Origin of the sequence: Streptomyces sp. NBC_01429 (genome assembly GCF_036231945.1) — a bacterium.
Classification (GTDB): domain Bacteria; phylum Actinomycetota; class Actinomycetes; order Streptomycetales; family Streptomycetaceae; genus Streptomyces.
Map to the genome: position 1 here is coordinate 5,355,191 of NZ_CP109599.1, position 13,710 is coordinate 5,368,900.

The window sequence follows — 13,710 nt, forward strand, 5'->3', positions numbered from 1 at the left end:
CTCCGGGGAGGCGTACGACGTCGGACGGCGTACGCCGTCACTTCGCCACCGCGTACGCCTCCACCGAGAACAGTGAGTACCCGAACCGGGTCCCGCGCTCGTCCCCCTGGACGCGTACGAACCGGGTGTCCTTCGCGTCCATGCCGACCGTCTCCCGCCCGCCCCTGCCGTCGTTGACGGTCGCCGCCGTACGCCAGGTGCGGCCGTCGGAGGAGACCTGGACGCGGTAGCGGCTCGCGTACGCGTCCTGCCAGCGGAGTACCACCCGGCCGACCCGCTCCGGCCGTGCCAGCTCCAGCTGCACCCAGGCGCCGTCCTCGGCCGGCGAGGACCAGCGCGTCTCCGGATCGCCGTCCAGCACGGCGGAGGCCGGGAAGTCGGGGGTCTCGTCGCCCGAGGACGAGGCGGTGGCGGTACGGGCGAGATCGGGACCACTGGTGGCGGGGGAGGCGCGTACGGTCAGTGTGCGCTCCTCACCGGCGAAGGCGAGCGGCACCTCGTAGACGCCGGCCGGAGTGCCCTTGGGGACGCTGATCTCCAGTGGAACCTTCGTACGGGAGCCGCGCGGCACGGTCGTCTCCTTGGGCACCCTCACCCGGATGCCGGACGGCGCCTTCGCGGTGAGCGCGCCCTTCACCTCGGTGGGGCGCGAGGCGGCGAGCCGCGCCTCGACCTTCGCGGGCTTCCCGCCGATCTGGGCGTCCGTCTCGCTGCGGTTCAGGTCCAGCCGCGCCTTCGGGTCGTCGGCGAACCAGGGAACGACCCGCAGCAGCGAGGGCGCGGCCGCCACGGCGCCAGTCCCCGGGCCCGGCGCCCCGGACCACACGAGCCGTACCGCGTCGACCCGCAGCCCCTTCGCGTCCGACTCCGTCCAGCCGCTCGCCGCGACCTTCCCCAGCGCCCGCCAGCCCTGGCCCGGCACATGCGCCTCGACCGTCGCACCCGTGCCCGTACCGGGCGCGGTCATCGTGTTCAGCGCCTCCACGGGCCGGGGCCTGCCCAGGCTGACGGTGAACGTCCGGCCGCTCGCGCCGCTCTCCTTGGTGACGCTCTGCTCCTTGACCCGGTCCGTGCCCGTCCACTCCGCCGACTCCTTGACGGCCCGGTCCAGGAACGGCCCCAGCACGCCCTTGCCGACCGTGACCCGGCTCGCCGAGGCGGCCTCGCGCAGCGGCTCCAGCCTCAGCGAGTCCCGCCAGGCGGCCGCTCCGTCGCCCTTGTCCTGGGCGCTCAGCATGTCCACGGCCAGCTCACCCGCCCTGCCGTACCGCGCCAGCTGGTCCAGCCACGGCCCGATCTCCTCGTCCAGCCCGCCCCCTGCCGTCTCCGAGAGCCGCTCGGGAGCCTCGCGCATCACGGTGAAGGCGGCCCTGAGCCTGGTCGCCGCCGCGCTCCTGGCCTTCGTGTCCGTGGTCGCGCGGGCCCGCCAGAACTCCGTGAGCAGCGGCTTCAGATACGCGGACTCCGACGGGTCGAGGATCGACGACGCGTCGTTCCCGGCGAGCGCCCGCAGCGCCTCGCGCGCCTTGCCGTCCGGTCCCGCCAGATCGTCTATCGCGGCCTGCCACGACTCCCGGGGCTCGTAGCCGCGCGGATTCCAGGCGAAGTCCGCCGCTGTGAACAGCGGGATACGGGACACGGACGCCTGCCCCATGGCGTTGGCGAGCAGCGCCACGGAGCCGGAGGCGACGGCCGGCTCGCGGCCGGTGTACGGACCGAGGAAGATGCGGCCCTGCTCGTAGTCGTTGACCGGATAGTTGTCCATGGTCACCAGGGGGCGCTTGAAGGCGTCGCGCGCCCCCATCAGCTCCCGGCCCGTGATCGTGCGCGGTACGACCCCCACTCCGGTCCACGCCACCTGCACGCCCGCGTCGAGCGAGCCGGCGAGCGCGGAACGGTACTCCGTCGCGCCGTCCTGGTAGTACTCGGTCGGCATCACGGTCAGCGGCTCGGCGCCCGTGTGCCGCTCCGCCAGATGCGCCGCCACCGCGTTGGCCACCGCGGCCTGCGCCTTGGCCGCGGCCGCGGGTCCCGAGCCGTAGATGTTCGCGTCCTGGCCGCAGTGCCACTCCTCGTAGCTGACATCCTGGAACTGGAGCTGGAAGGCGCGCACGCCCAGCGCCCACATCGCGTCGATCTTGCGGTTGAGCGCCTTGACGTCCGTTTCGGAGCTGAGGCACATGGCCTGGGCGGGGGAGACGGCCCAGGCGAGCGTCACATGGTTGCGCCGGGCGCGGTCGGCCAGCGCGCGGAAGTCGGCGCGCTGCTCGGCGGGGTACGGATCGCGCCAGCGCGCCTGCCGGTACGGGTCGTCGCCGGGCGCGTACAGGAAGCGGTTCTGCTTGGTGCGGCCCATGAAGTCGAGCTGCGCGAGCCGCTGCGCCTGGGTCCAGGGCTGCCCGTAGAACCCCTCCGTCGTGCCGCGTAAGGCCGTGCCGGGCCAGTCGCGCACCGTGACACCGGGAACGCTCGCCGCCCCCGCGCCCGCCGACCCCGCGCGGACGATCAGCTGGCGCAGCGTCTGCGTGGCGTGGAAGAGGCCGTCGTCGCCGACGCCGTCCAGGGCGATGGTGTCGCGGCCGTCCACGGCGCCCACGGCGATCCGGTAGCCGCCGGGGGGCAGGTCGCTGCGGTCGGGCGCGCGCAGGGCGCGCAGCGCGTCGCGCGCGCCGGAGCCGCCGGCGAGTATCACCGGCGCGGAACCGGCCGGAGCGCCGGGCGCCGAGGTGGTGCGTACGGTACGGACACCGGCCGCGCGCAGGACGTCCGTCAGCTCCCGCACGGCGTACGCGTCGGCTCCCGCGCCCGCGACGACGGTCACCTCGTCGCCGAGCCGCACGCTCTGCCCCGCTGCCTTGATGCTCTGCGGCCGGGGCCAGACCGGGGGCAGGGGCGACCGGTCGGCGCGGTCGGGCGTGGTGGCCGAAGGGGACACCGGCTCCTGCGGGGCGGCCAGCGCGTGGGGCGCCGTGCCGAGCAGACCACCGATCACGGCCGCGGCCACCGCGGTCGCCGTCCGCTTCCCGTGCCCGAACTGCATGCCTGGCTCCCCTCCTGCTGCCTGGCTGGAGCCAGGCGATCCGGCCGAGCGGCCCCGAGCCCACCACCCCTGTGGTGAGGGTGTCAATGCGCGTGGCCATTGTGTCGGATTTGCCCGTTGTGATACTCAGGAGCTGTCGCTCCCCTACGGGCCCGAACAAGGGTCCTGTCGGGGTCGTGCGGGGAACAGATCGTGACTCGACGCACGTTTACCGGCTGTACACGTCTGTGGTCATGCCCGCTGGGTAGGGCTGGCAGTGACCTGTTCCCCTTCCATGGGAGGCGCCATCATGGCGGCATCCGCACAGCTTCTTCTCTCGGCCCTGTCCAAACAGGCGGAGCCCGCACCGCTGACCAGCGAGCCTCCGCTCGCGGACGCCGGTGCGGGACCTCTGACCAGCGAGCCCCCGCTCGCCGACGCAGCCCCCCTCACCAGCGAGCCCCCGCTCGCCGACACCGCGCCGCTGACCAGCGAGCCGACCGCGCCCGGCACCGCGGGCGGCACGGAGTCCCCAGGAGTCTGAACAGGAGTTCGCATGGGCTTGGCCAGGCTCGCCGAGCTGCACGGTGTCGCCACCGCGTACTCACCCTCCCCGGGCGTCACCGTCCCGGTCTCCGACGACACGGTCGTCTCCGTGCTCGCCGCCCTGGACGTCGACGCGTCCAGCCCCGCGGCGGTGGACGACGCGCTGAGCCGCGCCGAGTCCGCCGCCGCGAGCCGTCTGCTGCCGCCGACGGTGGTCGTCATGACCGCCGAGGACGGTGGCGAGGCCGCCGCCCTGCCGCCTGCCCTCGCCGCACTGCCGCCCGGCACGACGCTGCGGGTGGAGACGGAGCGGGGCGAGTCGGTCGAGCTGCCGCGCACGGCCCCCGCCGACCCCGCCGTATGGGCGCGGCTGCCGCTCGGTGTCCATCTGCTGGCCGCCGAGGCCCCCGACGGCCGCGAGGGGCGGGCCACGCTCGTCCGCGCGCCCGCCCGGGTCCCGCGGCCGCCCGCCCGCACCCACGGCTTCCTGGTCCAGCTCTACTCACTCCTGTCGGCCCGCTCCTGGGGCATGGGCGACCTCGGTGACCTGGCCGAACTCGCCGGCTGGTCGGGCCGCGCCCTCGGCGCGGGCTTCGTGCAGATCAACCCGCTGCACGCCGCCGTGCCGGGCACCCCGACCGACCCCTCCCCCTACCGCCCGTCCTCGCGGAGCTTCCCCGACCCTGTCCACCTGCGGATCGAGGACGTACCGGAGTACGCGTACGTGCGCGGCGCCGACCGGCAGCGGCTCGACGCGCTCGTGGAGCGGGCGGCGGCGCTGCGGGCCGCGGTCCTCGAAGAGGACGCCCTGATCGACCGGGACGCCGTCTGGGAGCTGAAGCGCGCGGCCCTGGAGATCCTCGACACCGTCCCGCTCGGCCCCGGCCGCCGCGCCGCCTACTGCGACTTCCTGGCGGACCGGGGTACGGCCCTGGAGGACCACGCCACCTGGTGCGCCCTCGCCGAGACGCACGGCCCGCGCTGGTCCCAGTGGCCCGCCGGGCTGCGCGACCCGCGCTCCCCGGAGACCGCCGAGGCCCGGCGGCTGCTGCGCGACCGCGTCGACTTCCACTCCCGGCTCGCCTGGCTCACCGACGAACAGCTGGCGGGCGCCTCCCGGGCCGCCCGGGACGCCGGCATGGCCGTCGGGATCGTCCACGACCTCGCCGTCGGCGTCCACCCCGAGGGCGCCGACGCCTGGGCGCGCCGGGACGCCTTCGCCGCCGGGATGTCGGTCGGCGCCCCGCCCGACGCCTTCAACGCGCTCGGCCAGGACTGGGGGCTGCCCCCGTGGCGCCCCGACACGCTGGCCGCGTCCGGCTACGCCCCGTACCGCGACCTGCTCAAGAGCCTGCTGCGGCACGCGGGCGCGCTCAGGATCGACCATGTGATGGGCCTGTTCCGCCTCTGGTGGGTCCCCGAGGGGCAGCGGGCCACCAGCGGGACGTACGTCCGGTACGACGCGGAGGCGATGCTCGCCGTCCTCGCCCTGGAGGCCCACCGCGCGGGCGCCGTCGTCATAGGGGAGGACCTGGGCACCGTCGAGCCCGGCGTACGCGAGGCGCTGGAGCGGCGCGGAGTCCTCGGCACCTCCGTCCTCTGGTTCGAGCGCGACTGGCAGGGCACGGGCCGCCCGCTGGAGCCCGGCGCCTGGCGCGCCGGATGCGTGGCCACCGCCACCACCCACGACCTGCCCTCCACGGCCGCCCGGCTCACCGGCGAGCACGTGGAGCTGCGCCACCGGCTCGGGCTGCTCGGCCGCCCGCTGGAGCGGGAGCAGGCGGAGGACCGCGCCGAGGTCGCCGAGTGGCTCGGCGCGCTCACCCGGCTGGGGCTGCTCCCCGAGGGCGACGGCAGCGAGGAGGAGGACATCCGCGCCGTCTACCGCTTCCTGTCGCGCACCCCGGCCCGGATGATCGGCGTCTGGCTCCCCGACACGGTCGGCGACCGGCGCCCGCAGAATCTGCCCGGCACCTGGGACCAGTACCCCAACTGGCGCCTGCCCGTCGCCGACGCGGCCGGCCGCCCGGTCACCCTGGACCAGCTCACCGTCTCGCCCCGGCTGCACCGCCTGATGGAGGTCCTGCACCCGCACTGACGCCCGCGGCCCCGCTAGGGTCACCCCGGCCGCGCGGCCCGCCCGGCCATTCGCTACGTTTGCACCGTGGACAAGAAGAACGCTCTGCGCGCCGGCGCCCTGACGGCCGGTACGACGCTGATGATGCTGCTCATGACGTCCCCGGCGCTCGCGCTGACCCGCGACGACGGCGACGACCCGGGCCCGGGCCTGAGCGTCGGCGAGACGCTGGGGCTGTACGTCGTGGCGCCCCTGGTGATCTTCGGCGTCATCGCCGGTCTGGTCATGCTCCTCGACAAGTCGCGCAAGCAGGACCACGGGCACGCCTGACCCACCCGTCTTGCTGAGCACCGCCCGCGCCCTGGGTGCGAGCGGTGCTTTTCGCGTATCCGGACGCGGGGCGTCAGCCGGGCAGCCGCCAGATCTGGTTGTCGTTGCCCATGCAGTCCCAGATCGCCAGCTCCGTGCCGTTCTCGGTGTTGCCCGAGGGGATGTCCAGGCACCGTCCTGAGCCCGTGTTCCTGAGGGTTCCGTCCGGCTGCGGCTCCCACTTCTGCGCGTCGGACGTGTTGCACTCCCACAGCCGTACGGGCGTGCCGTTCTCCGTGCCGCTCCACTCGACGTCCATGCACTTGCCCAGGGCCTGGAGCCGGCCGTCCTCCGTCATCTGCCAGCGCTGGGCCTCGGTGCCGTTGCAGGTCCACACCTGGAGCACGCTGCCGTCCTGCGGATCGGAGTTGGCGATGTGCGCGCACGTGTCGTTCATCCCCGTCAACGCCCCCTCGGCCGGCGCCGGTTCCTCGGGAGCCGGTTCCTCGGCCGCCGGATCACCGGACGCCGGGGGCGGATCCGGGAGCTGCGAGTGGGAGGTGCCGGACCCCTTGGGGGTCTTGGACGTGTCCGAATCCCTGAGCAGGCCGACGGCCGTCAGCGAGCCCGCGACGACGAGCACGGCGACCGCAGCGGCCGCCCACCGGAAGGTCCGGCGCCGGTCGCGTCCGGGCGGGGAACCCGCTGTCCCCGTACCCGTACCCGTATGCGCGGCGGAGTCCGGCGCCGGGGCCAGCGCCGTCATAGGAGCTGTTCGGGGGGCCGTCCGAGCGTCGGCGAGCGTGGCGTCCATGAGCGTGGCGTCCGCCGCCGCTCGCGTCGGATCGGGAACGGGGGTCTCCGCCTGTGCCACCAGCGCCCGGTACACCGGGTTCTCGGTGAGCGAGGTCCGGACGTCGCACCGCCGGATGATCTCCGCCGGGTCCGGCCGGAGAGCGGGATCCGTGCTGACGCACGACGTGATCAGCTCAGCGACCCGGCTGTCGACGCCGGTGAGGTCGGTCTCGCCCCTCATGCTGCGGTACACCACCGACGCCATGGTCGAACCGAACGGCGCCCGCCCGGTCGCCGCGTACGCCATCGTGGCCCCGAGCGCGAACATGTCCGCCGCGGGCCCGACCGGCCCTTCGGTCATCGCTTCGGGCGCGGTGTAGCCGAGGCTGCCCACCGTCTGCCCGGCCTGGGTCAGCACGGTGTGGTCCGTGGCGCGCGCGATGCCGAAGTCGATCAGCCGCGGACCGACGGACGACAGGATGATGTTCTGGGGTTTCAGGTCGCGGTGGCTGACCCCGCGCGCGTGCACATCCGCCAGCGCCTCAGCCAGCGCCGCGAACAGCAGCAGGCACACCTCCGCCGGCAGCCCTTCCGCCGGCAGTCCCTCCGCCGTCGGCACGGCCGCGCCGAGCGTGGGGCCGGACACGTACTCGGTCGCCAGCCAGTACGGCTTGGAGGTGACGTCGTAATCCACCAGGGCCGCCGTATAGGCGCTGCGCACCCTGCCGACCGTCTCGACCTCGCGGCGGAAGCGGGTCAGTACGTCGGCGGACTGGGCGAAATCGTCCCTGACGACCTTCAGCGCGAGCAGCCGGCCCCCTGGCGAACGTCCGAGGTACACCTGCCCCATACCTCCGGCGCCGATACGCCCGAGAATGGTGTGGTGGCCGAGCTTGGTGGGGTCAGTGGTACGAAGCTGGTTCACGGCGGGACCATCTCACATACCCCGTAGGGGGAGTTGAACTGGGTGTCGAACGCGACGGCCGGGGCTGACGCCCGCGCGGACCGTGACCTTCAGGGGGGGGCAAACGCCGATCCGCCCCTGACCCCGACGCCGCCGACCGCGCTCGGGGCGCCGGTCGCTTCGTGGAGTGGGGCGGCTGCTCGGCGTGGAGTGTCAGACGATGCGCGGAACGGCACCGGAGACGGTGGTGCTCCAGTTGGTGACGAGGGGCTTCTCGACGGTGGCGGTGTCGGGGAGCTTGACCTCGGCGGGGTTCTCGTCCTCTTCGGTGACGGCGATGATGAGGAAGCCGAACTCCACGCCGTCGTTCGTGTTGGTGCTCTTGGGGCTGACGCCGGTGTAGGCGACGGTGGAGCCGCTCAGCTTGATGGGGTCTTCGCCGCCCTGACCGACGGGGGAGGCGACGCCCTCGGGCTTGGAGCCGAAGGACACGCTAGGCGTGTTGACGTCCAGGTAGCAGGTGATTCCGGACTTGGCCTTGGCGGTGATGAGGTAGTAGCCGCCGGCCTGGGTCTCCGAAGTGGCCGTGAAGTCCAGGTCGTTGGTGCCGCAGGACTGGCCGTAGCCGTCCTTCTTGGCGTCGTCGGTGGTGGAGCCGGAGCCGCCCGAGGTGGAATCGCTGGAGCCGGAGCCGCCCTTGGAGGAGCCGCCGTCGCTGTCGGCGGAGGTGGCGGCGGAGGCGGAGGAGGTGGCGGCGGCGTCGATGTCGTCGGGGTCACAGGCCGTGGTGGTGGCGGCGAGGGCCGTTACGGCCGCGGCGGCCAGGACGAGACGGGCGGAACGGGCGGCGAGACGCGAACGCATCTTGATCTCCAGCGATTGTCGGTTGCGGTGTTTCCTGCTGACACCGATCACACTAGGGCCGAGTCGATCCTGAAATGATCCCGTAAATGTCTGGGTTCTGTCTCACAACTTCGGTTCCATGAAAACGCGTTGGATCGCACCAACAACCAGCTCAAGCGGCCTGCCCGGGACCGTGCGAGCCGCCGAGACGTCGCGCGAGGTCCAGCAGCTCCGGCAGCCGCAGCACCCGGGCCCCGGAGCCGGGCAGCGGCACATGCAACGGCCCGGTCCAGCGGCCGGGGATCGCGTCCAGCCCGTACCGAGCCCCCGCGAGCCCTCCGGTGACCGCCGCCACCGTGTCCGTGTCCCCGCCGAGATCGATCGCGGCCCGTACGGCGTCCTCGTAACTCTCCGTCGTGCGCAGCGCCCAGACGGCGGAGCCCAGACAGGGCCACACGGCGCCGTTGAACTCGGTCGCCAGCCCCGGATGCCAGTCCGGCGCGAGGACCGTGGCGTACCGCGCGCGATGATCCGGGTGGACGGCGCCCAGGATGTCCGGCAGCGCGGCGAGCGGCTCGGCCCCGTCCAGCGCGACGCGGACGAGTTCATGGAAGACGGCGGTGCCTTCCCAGGCGGCCCGGTCGCCGTGCGTGAGCGCGGCGACGCGCCTGGCCGCGTCCATGGTGACGCGCCGCCCGCCCGGCGCGAAGTACACCGCCGACGTCGACGCCCGCATCAACGAGCCGTTGCCCGCCGCGTGCCGGTTGACCTGGAAGTGAACCGCGGCGGCGAGGTCCCAGGGCGAGCCGTTGGTCAGCACGTCCTCGGTCTGGAGACCGATGTCCTTGGGCTCGGACACCGCCCACCGCTGGAAGCGCCCGAAGATGTCCGGCAGATCCAGCCCGCCCCGCTCCAGCAGCGACTCCCCGACCAGGACCGCCATCTGCGTATCGTCGGTGGCCTCCCCGGGATCCCAGCCCCCGCCCCCGGCCATCTCCCCACCGGCCCCGGCCCCGGCCACCGGGAACCGCGCGGAGAACGCTCCTGACGGCCCGAACTCGAAGGGCCCACCCAGCGCGTCCCCCACGGCCGAACCGACAACGGCGCCGACGACCCGCTTCATGCGCTTCACCACGGTCATGGCCTGGGAGCATACGAATCACGGGCAAACACCGCCGCCCCGGCGGTGCCGATGACAGCCGCGAAATCCGGTCAGGGCACGGTCGAAGGGGCCGACGGCGCCGTGGAAGCGGAGTCCGACAGCCATGTCCGCCTCGCAGCTCGGCGCAGAGGTGGGTACGGCAACTCACCTTTCATGCCGGAGAAGGGGACGAGGTGCCGAGGTGCCTGTTCCCGTCCGGGCGGCCTGTACGAAGGCGGCGAAGGCGTTCGCCGATACCGTGGCCCTTCACCTGCGAAAGCTGCGTGTCCCCTGCCGAGCACGCACCTGCGCAGCCAACACCGGGATCGCCTCAATTTTCTCCGGTGCGAGGTCGCTCCAGACAAGTCCTTGTGGTCGGCGAGGGTTGGGGCACTCGATCACTTCGTCCGGCGTGACGATGAGGTCGACACGGAAGTCATGCTCTGTCTCGGGGATCTCCCCGTCGATGACCTGCAACTGATGGACAGGCGCGACGATGACTGTTTCCTCCGTCACGAGGCCCGCCTCGATGAGGAGCGCCACCTCCAGGTCGGAGTACCCAGCGCCTTTTCCGATGCGCGCACCGGAACGGTTAACGGCCACGCTGCCGCAGATCACGACATCGATGGGGTTCATGTCCTCGACTCCGACACGGCGAGCCGCCTGCGCGGCACCCCTCTTCTCCGCGGCCTGCTCGACCGGCAGCTCAAGTGCCTCCGGATCAAGCAGGAAGAACGGTCGAAGGCTCGCCATCCTCGGGACTGCCATGTAAAGCAACTTGCCGTCCCGGAGCGCTCGCGTGCGGATCGGAAGCTGTGCCCAGTCGGGATTTGCCTTGATCGTCCGGGCGCGCTTCCACTCATCCAACTCCGCCAGTCGGTCGGCGGTCGCCTCAGCGCCGTAGAAGCCGGGGATCTTGCCGTAGGAGCCTTCCGGTACCGCTCCCTCACGTTCGAGTTGGCGCCACACCTGGTCGCGAACGTTTTCCTTGGCCTGGTCGATGTTCGTCACGTTTCACCACTATTACTAGATGGCCGTCATGAGGGCCAGTAGGCGATCGTTGATGTCCTGGGCCCACGGTTCGTGCCGCCACTCTCGAAGCTCTCGACAAGCGGCGAAAGCCAGGTTGAGACCGCCCCCACCGCGGGTCAGCTCCACGGCGTCGATCGTGCGATGTATGGCGACTGTCGCCTCGTCCAGTTTGCGCTGGCGGATCAGCGACAAGGTGAGATTCCCGAGCACGATGGCCTGGCTCTTCTGCTTCGCCACGAGCGCCCTGGCCGTCTTGCGTAGAATGGGCTCCGCCCGCTCGGGCAGGTTCAAGAAGAGGTAGCACGACCCGGACAAGCGACTGAACTCGTTAATCGTGTAGTAGTCGGCAGCCATGTCGTCGGTGCCGACCCGGTTGAGCTGTTCCTCCGCCTTCGTCAGAGCCTCCTCACATGACTTGAGGTCGCCGGTCATAGCGGAGCCTTCGGCTACGTGAAGCAAGCTCAGCCCGGTGAGAGAAGGGCTGACATGTCGGGCGACTTCGGCCGCGCGTCCTGCCAAAGACGCGCCTCTGAGGGGATTCCTCTCGCCGTAGAGCGCGACGAAACTCTTTCGCAGAGTCGCGTACGCCTCCGTGTACGGATCGTGTGCCTGGCGGGCTGCCGTCACTGCTGCATCCAGATAAACGACAGGCGCTTCATGATCGCGCCTCTGGCTCACGTCCCAGACAAGCTGCCCCATGAACGTGGCCGACTCGGCTTCGACCTCAAAGAGAGCTTTTCGTACACGGGGGCGGGTTGTGTTCTCCCGAAGGAACTTCACCTGCCCGTGGATCTGACCGGCGGGTCCCATCAGCGCTGTCGAGGGCGCTCGATCGTACTGCTCGTCAAGCTGGCAGATCCGTTCGTGCAAAAGGGCGACCGCCACCAAGTCCACGGACGAGGGGTGTTCGAGAACGTAGTTCATGCGCTCACTCGGCTTGGTCTGAACGACCGATACGTCATCTAACAGTGACTGCAACTCCTCAACCGTCACCTTCAGTGCTGCGGCAAGCTTGGGACGCGCCCATGGCTGAGGTTCACTCTCGGCCGTCTCCCAGCGTGCGACCGTTGAGCGCTCGACGCCCAGCCGTTCGGCGAGCTTCTCTTGGCTGTAGCCCGCAGATTTACGGCGCTGAGCGAGCCGCACGCGCTTGGCCGTCATCGTTCTTCCCTCCCGGGATCAGGGGACTGCCAACCATAGCCAGACAGGGCCTGTTTTCCCAGGTCAGGCCCTCCAGTGCCTCATTTATGCGTCATTTCCACCTCGCTTTTGCTCTGGGTTTTTCCAGCTCAAGGGGCTTTTCTGGCCGTTAAGTCGGTCCCATGGCGCCGTACGCAAAGTCAGCTGCCATGTCGATCTTCCATCGCCAGGAGGGAACTTCATGCGGCCTGCGATTTACGGCTACATGCGCGTCGTGAGCAGTGACGAGACGGACGATGAATCCAAGCGTGTCAAACAGGAACTCGCCGCGTACGCGCAGCGTGAAGGCTTCACGCTCGACCAGATGTTCACGGAGAACATCTGGTGTTCGGAGTCTGCCTTCTACGTGATGCTCGACGCCTTGAAATGCCACGAAGTGAAGGACATTATCGTCCCCTCGCTCTGGCACTTCGCTCGGCTGCCTGGCCTTCAGGATGCCATGCGGCAGCACATTGAGCAGGAGACGGGCGCGCGTATCTGGGTAGTCCAGGGGCAACGGTGCGGCGGGGAGTTTGGGGGTCCACCGGCGAGTAGCGTGGCCAACAGATCGTCGCATGTCGGTATCACGGGCCCTGCTCCAGGAAGCTCGGAACGGTGAACGGGCGCGTCTACGTGTCGACCGTCGTGGCCGAAGGGCCGGTGAACGGGACCGTGGTGCGGGTGGTGTTGGGGGCGCGCCGGACGTACACACCGGAGGGCACCCTCCAGTGGCTGCGGGGTCAGGCGCACCGGATCGCCGACGGGCTCGACCCTGACCCGTACACGGCGTGGGCGGTGTACTCCGGGCCGGTGCTCGTGCCCGTGGCGGCCCATGTGCCGCACGCTCCTTCGGCGTTGCGGGCCTGGGGTGACGACCACGGGCAGCAGGACGCGGCCCGGCGGCGGCTGGTGTGCGGTGACCGGCTGACGGTCAGCACGGCGGACGGTTCCGGCCGCTACACCCTCACCGCCGTACCGACGGCGTTCCCGGACTCCGGGGCCGTCCGCTGCGGCGCTACGGCGCGAAAGCCGCGCCGGTGGTGGCCGTTTCGTCGCACTCGACGCCGACATACACGGCCACGTCCCGCACCACACGTCTCACCCACAGAAGGTCCCGCATGAAGTCCCTTGTCCCCGCCGTATCCACCGCGTTGTTCACCGCCTCGGCGGTCGGTGTCGTGCACATCGCGCTCGGCGTACGGCGGCATCGCCAGCGCTGTCGGCTGACCACCGGCGAGATGCACGCGCGGCTCATGGCCGATCAGGAGCAGCATCCGGCGCTCGCCGTTATGTGGGCATCGTTGGCCGCATTCGCAGCTGAGGAGCGTACCCACCAACTCCACTGCCACCGCTGGTTACTTCTCTGGTCCCTTCAGCACCGCACCCGGATCGTCGCCCCCGGTGCCATGCGACGAGTGGCGGCAGACTTCATGCGGCATCCGGAGAACCGGTCGGCCTGGGAGTACGCGCGGCACACAATGCTCGGGGAAGTCAGGGACGGCGCTGACCGGCGCTTCGTGCGGCTCTTCGACGACGCTTACGACACCTGGCACGAGCAGTCCATGGCCACCGAGGCCGGGGAGAGCTCGTGAGCGGCTCGCAGAGGACCATGGACGACGCGCCCCGGCTCGGGCTTCCCGTACCGGAGCCGGTCCCGGTAGCCGGATGCGTCGTGTGCGCGGGGCTGCGCGCGCGGCGGGAGGAGGCCCGGCGTTCCGGGGACCTGTCCCGTGTCAGCGACCGCAATGTGGAGATGGCCCGTCACCCGCACCGGCCCGCCCCGTGAGGCGGCTCGAAGCCCTTGCCGTCACCTTGGGCGCCGTCCTCGGGATCCTCGCCATAGCCGTCGCGATCGGGCGCGGTAG

At 71.3% G+C, this 13,710-nt stretch carries 13 protein-coding genes; 7 read left to right on the top strand and 6 right to left on the bottom strand.

Annotated elements, in window-relative coordinates; translation table 11 throughout:
- Positions 1-37: 37 nt before the first annotated feature.
- Positions 38-3,040 carry a beta-N-acetylglucosaminidase domain-containing protein gene (locus OG627_RS23540; RefSeq protein WP_329068189.1) on the bottom strand — a complete coding sequence of 1,001 codons (3,003 nt, stop codon included), beginning with the start codon at positions 3,038-3,040 and terminating at the stop codon, positions 38-40.
- Between the two features lie 289 nt (positions 3,041-3,329).
- Here OG627_RS23540 and OG627_RS23545 point away from each other — a divergent pair, with 289 nt between their 5' ends.
- The 3 genes from OG627_RS23545 to OG627_RS23555 all read left to right on the top strand — a co-directional run bounded on the left by OG627_RS23545 (position 3,330) and on the right by OG627_RS23555 (position 5,972).
- The gene (locus OG627_RS23545) at positions 3,330-3,563 is read left to right on the top strand and encodes a hypothetical protein (protein ID WP_329068191.1); all 234 of its coding nucleotides are present in this window, start codon (positions 3,330-3,332) and stop codon (positions 3,561-3,563) included.
- A 12-nt stretch (positions 3,564-3,575) separates the two neighbouring features.
- Positions 3,576-5,663, top strand: a complete 2,088-nt coding sequence (malQ, locus tag OG627_RS23550) for a 4-alpha-glucanotransferase (RefSeq protein ID WP_329068192.1) — start codon at positions 3,576-3,578, stop codon at positions 5,661-5,663.
- Between the two features lie 66 nt (positions 5,664-5,729).
- Positions 5,730-5,972 carry a hypothetical protein gene (locus OG627_RS23555; protein WP_329068194.1) on the top strand — a complete coding sequence of 81 codons (243 nt, stop codon included), beginning with the start codon at positions 5,730-5,732 and terminating at the stop codon, positions 5,970-5,972.
- A 73-nt stretch (positions 5,973-6,045) separates the two neighbouring features.
- Here OG627_RS23555 and OG627_RS23560 read toward each other — a convergent pair whose 3' ends face one another.
- The 5 genes from OG627_RS23560 to OG627_RS23580 all read right to left on the bottom strand — a co-directional run bounded on the left by OG627_RS23560 (position 6,046) and on the right by OG627_RS23580 (position 11,827).
- Complete coding sequence (locus OG627_RS23560) at positions 6,046-7,671, bottom strand: serine/threonine protein kinase (RefSeq protein WP_329068197.1); 1,626 nt, start codon at positions 7,669-7,671, stop codon at positions 6,046-6,048.
- A 192-nt stretch (positions 7,672-7,863) separates the two neighbouring features.
- Positions 7,864-8,514 (bottom strand): hypothetical protein, encoded by a 651-nt coding sequence (locus tag OG627_RS23565; RefSeq protein WP_329068199.1) that lies wholly within the window; start codon positions 8,512-8,514, stop codon positions 7,864-7,866.
- 151 nt (positions 8,515-8,665) lie between these two features.
- On the bottom strand, positions 8,666-9,634 hold the full coding sequence (locus tag OG627_RS23570) for an ADP-ribosylglycohydrolase family protein (protein WP_443073524.1): 969 nt from the start codon (positions 9,632-9,634) through the stop codon (positions 8,666-8,668).
- A 267-nt stretch (positions 9,635-9,901) separates the two neighbouring features.
- Positions 9,902-10,645, bottom strand: coding sequence for a 5-formyltetrahydrofolate cyclo-ligase (locus OG627_RS23575; protein ID WP_329068201.1), 744 nt, complete (start codon positions 10,643-10,645; stop codon positions 9,902-9,904).
- A gap of 15 nt (positions 10,646-10,660) precedes the next feature.
- Positions 10,661-11,827: a helix-turn-helix domain-containing protein gene (locus OG627_RS23580; protein WP_329068203.1), complete on the bottom strand. Its 1,167-nt coding sequence runs from the start codon at positions 11,825-11,827 to the stop codon at positions 10,661-10,663.
- Positions 11,828-12,047: 220 nt separating this feature from the next.
- On the opposite strand from OG627_RS23580, the gene OG627_RS23585 reads away from it, so the two are divergent.
- The 4 genes from OG627_RS23585 to OG627_RS23600 are packed head-to-tail and all read left to right on the top strand — an operon-like array spanning position 12,048 to position 13,631.
- On the top strand, positions 12,048-12,464 hold the full coding sequence (locus tag OG627_RS23585; protein WP_329068205.1) for a recombinase family protein: 417 nt from the start codon (positions 12,048-12,050) through the stop codon (positions 12,462-12,464).
- Positions 12,461-12,967, top strand: coding sequence for a hypothetical protein (locus tag OG627_RS23590; protein WP_329068207.1), 507 nt, complete (start codon positions 12,461-12,463; stop codon positions 12,965-12,967). Before OG627_RS23585 ends, OG627_RS23590 begins: the two co-directional genes overlap by 4 nt.
- Positions 12,964-13,437 (top strand): DUF6082 family protein, encoded by a 474-nt coding sequence (locus tag OG627_RS23595; protein WP_329068209.1) that lies wholly within the window; start codon positions 12,964-12,966, stop codon positions 13,435-13,437. The genes OG627_RS23590 and OG627_RS23595 overlap by 4 nt, the downstream gene beginning before the upstream one ends.
- Positions 13,434-13,631, top strand: coding sequence for a hypothetical protein (locus OG627_RS23600; protein ID WP_329068211.1), 198 nt, complete (start codon positions 13,434-13,436; stop codon positions 13,629-13,631). Before OG627_RS23595 ends, OG627_RS23600 begins: the two co-directional genes overlap by 4 nt.
- Positions 13,632-13,710 lie beyond the last annotated feature (79 nt).